The organism is Rhodococcus sp. T2V (assembly GCF_029269925.1).
GTDB classification, from domain to species: Bacteria; Actinomycetota; Actinomycetes; order Mycobacteriales; family Mycobacteriaceae; genus Rhodococcus_F; species Rhodococcus_F koreensis.
On record NZ_JARJBD010000230.1, the window covers coordinates 1 to 3,088 of the forward strand.

General features: G+C 66.5%; 3 protein-coding genes. 2 read left to right on the forward strand and 1 reads right to left on the reverse strand.

Features of this window, described 5'->3' with window-relative positions; translation table 11 throughout:
* Positions 1-560 precede the first annotated feature (560 nt).
* Complete coding sequence (locus P3H15_RS53410) at positions 561-1,058, forward strand: hypothetical protein (protein WP_276144729.1); 498 nt, start codon at positions 561-563, stop codon at positions 1,056-1,058.
* Between the two features lie 384 nt (positions 1,059-1,442).
* Here the strand turns inward: P3H15_RS53410 and P3H15_RS53415 are convergent, their stop codons facing one another.
* The gene (locus P3H15_RS53415) at positions 1,443-2,405 is read right to left on the reverse strand and encodes a nucleoid-structuring protein H-NS (protein WP_276144730.1); all 963 of its coding nucleotides are present in this window, start codon (positions 2,403-2,405) and stop codon (positions 1,443-1,445) included.
* Positions 2,406-2,901: 496 nt separating this feature from the next.
* On the opposite strand from P3H15_RS53415, the gene P3H15_RS53420 reads away from it, so the two are divergent.
* Positions 2,902-3,088 (forward strand): hypothetical protein (locus P3H15_RS53420; RefSeq protein WP_276144731.1); only part of this gene is annotated, 187 nt, incomplete at its 3' end.

The following is a 3,088-nucleotide window of genomic DNA, read 5'->3' on the forward strand; positions in this document are numbered from 1 at the left end:
CGCTACCGGGCACTTTCGTGACCGCCCATGGGCAGCTTTTCATGTCCGCCGACACACACCGCAACCACCGACGTCCCAAGTATTCCGCGGCCTCACCAATTCACACAGGCAGACGATGTCAGAACCTATTAACTACTGTTGGACATATCGGCAACAGTTGAAACCTGCGCAGATGGGCGGCGAACCTCGATTCGACCTCGGGGTGAGGGCGAGCCCGGTTCCGGGAACCGCGGTGTAATCGGCCAATGCGGTCGGGTCGGGCCATCGGCCCGCGATCCGTCCCGGAAGGGGTGATCGGCTCCTCGTGCCCGACCCGCGCCACAGCCTCGGACCCGCCGGCGGACTCCACGGTCGCGATGCCGTCGTGCCCCACACCCGGACCCGTGGTTACCTGCCGTCTCCGGTACGCCTGACACCACGTCCGGGTCGACTACAGTCCATTTTCGGCGGGCCGAATTTTGGCAGATCGTCCTGTCATGTCACCGATCGACCGAAGAGGAATCGCCGCCCAAGGTGCCGAGGTGACACCTGATGTCCAGCCCCACAACAGGAGAGCGAAGATGAGTGAGTCCCCAAGCGAGTCCAAGGTCATCGACAACGTAACGAGGCCGCTGTACGCCACGGTCGGTGCCGGCGATGCGGCCGTCCAGGCCGTTGCCGATGCCGTCGCCGAGGTGCGCCAGCGCGCCGAGCACACCGGCACCGAGGTATCCGGGTGGTTCGAAGACGCCCGGGAGCGTGTCGGGTCACTGCCCACCGATGTGCAGGAGCGGATCGAGGCCTTCCGGCAGCGCCTCGCCGGTTTGCCCTCGGAACTGCCCGGATGGGTGCAGGTGCGGGAGGCGTTCACCGTCGAGGAGCTGCGCAAGAATTACGACGAGTACCGCAAGGGTGCCGTCGACCTGTACGCCGACCTCGCCGAACGGGGCGCGGGGACCGTCCAACGGCTGCGCACCCGCGCGGGCGTTGACGAGCGCAGCGAACCGGCCGACGCCGCCGCCGCCGACCAGATAGACGAGGCCAACGCTGCCCCCGGCGAGAAGGAGACGACCCGCTGAAGCACCCGACCCCGATCCCGGACCATAGGGTCGGTGGTACCGAGCCGCCCTCGCGCGTACCTGCGCGGGGGCGGCTCCCGCACCAACGACCTGCGTGAAGTGGGCTCGCTCGACATGGCACGCGGCCCGGGCAATCCAGAACGCATTACCGGCGATCTCGACGTGCCGACCCGCAACGGACGCTGAACCGGTCGGCCCGGCTCCCCCGGGTTCGGTCTCCGCCCGGCCGGGGATGTGCAGGAATCCGGTCGAAGACGCGGCCTGTGGCCTTCCCGCCTCACGTGATCGGCCGTCCCGTCACAGTGGTGCATGGATTCGACTGGGGTGGCAGGTTCCCCGAATAATGAACACCGAGTGGGACCGAACGCCTCGCTGGAAGGATGTTCACTGTTCGGGAGGAATCCCAGTTGCCTTTGCGCCCCTCTTCGCGGACCGCGTCGGTTTGTCGGTTTCCTTGACGGCAGCGGCCTTCTTCGCGGGTGTCTTCGCGGCTGCGGCCTTCTTCGCGGGTGTCTTCGCTGCTGCGGCCTTCTTCGCAGGTGTCTTCGCGGCACCAGCAGCCTTCTTCACCGGCGACATCTCGGACGGCGCCGATTTAGCAGTTGTCTTGGCAGCCACGGCCTTCCTCGCTGGCGCCTTCGCGGCTGCGGCCTCCTTCGCAGGTGTCTTCGCGGCACCAGCAGCCTTCTTCACCGGCGACATCTCGGACGGCGCCGATTTAGCAGTTGTCTTGGCAGCCACGGCCTTCCTCGCTGGCGCCTTCGCGGCTGCGGCCTCCTTCGCAGGTGTCTTCGCGGCACCAGCAGCCTTCTTCGCAGGTGCCTTCGCGGCTGCGGCCTCCTTCGCAGGTGCCTTCGCGACGACGGCCTTCTTCACCGACGGCACCTCGGACGGCGCCGATTTGGCAGTTGCCTTGGCAGCCACGGCCTTCCTCGCAGGTGCCTTCGCGGCACCAGAAGCCTTCTTCGCAGGTGCCTTCGCGACGACGGCCTTCTTCACCGACGGCACCTCGGACGGCGCCGATTTGGCAGTTGCCTTGGCAGCCACGGCCTTCTTCGCAGGTGCCTTCGCGGCACCAGCGGCCTTCTTCGCAGGTGTCTTCGCCCCAGCAGCGGCCTTCCTCGCGGGCGCCTTGGCGGCTGCGGCCTCCTTCACGGGCGTCTCCGGCGCCGACTCGGGCGTGGTGCTGATCTGGGGTTCCCCCGCGAGTCCGGCTTCGGCACCCTCCGGTGCTTTCACCTGTTGCCGCAGCTTGCTGTTCGTCCAGGACCAGGCGCCCTCTCCTGCGTCCCGAAGAACCCCGACTGCATTTCTGGCGGCGCGCGCGGCACCGCTGATAACGTTCATGGCCAACTCAGCCAGCCTTCCGCAGTCACGGCCGCCGACGCACAGGCGGCCTCCTCGGACGTATCCATCACCGGACAGACTAACCGTGAATGTGAGCCAACGAGCGACCGGCGGATTGTGCGGTGCATATCGGTAAGTAGTGCGGCTGACACAAACCGCCGTCTTCGGTCCAGTCGGATGCACCCGTCGACGTTTCGTTAACCGCACCTCCGATTGGGCGAGACCACCGATATCCGACACCATCCCCGCCGAATACTGCGCCGACGGCAGGCGCACACCGACAACTCGTCGGTGGACGTGAGCGATGAACCAGGACAGTCGGATTCGGCGCCGACCACTCCGCCACCGCGACCGTCCGTCGCCTGACGTCCCGACAGAAAGCAGCCAGCGATCCGGGTCACGCACCAGGCACTCGCGCACCACACGCACGGCGTGGTCTCAGGACTCGTGATTCGTAATCGTGATTCGAGGTCCCAACACCACGGCACTCGAACTGATGACCATTGAAGAGGCGATGCACAACGATGTCGTGTTCGTCGACATCGAGGAGACGACGGTGGACAAACACCGTGCCCGCCGCAGCGTCATGCCCACGGCGTACACGCTGCATCCGAACGAGATCATCGGGGAGTTCGGGGAGCGCCGATGTGCACGCGAGGACCGCGTGACGGGGCGCATCTTGT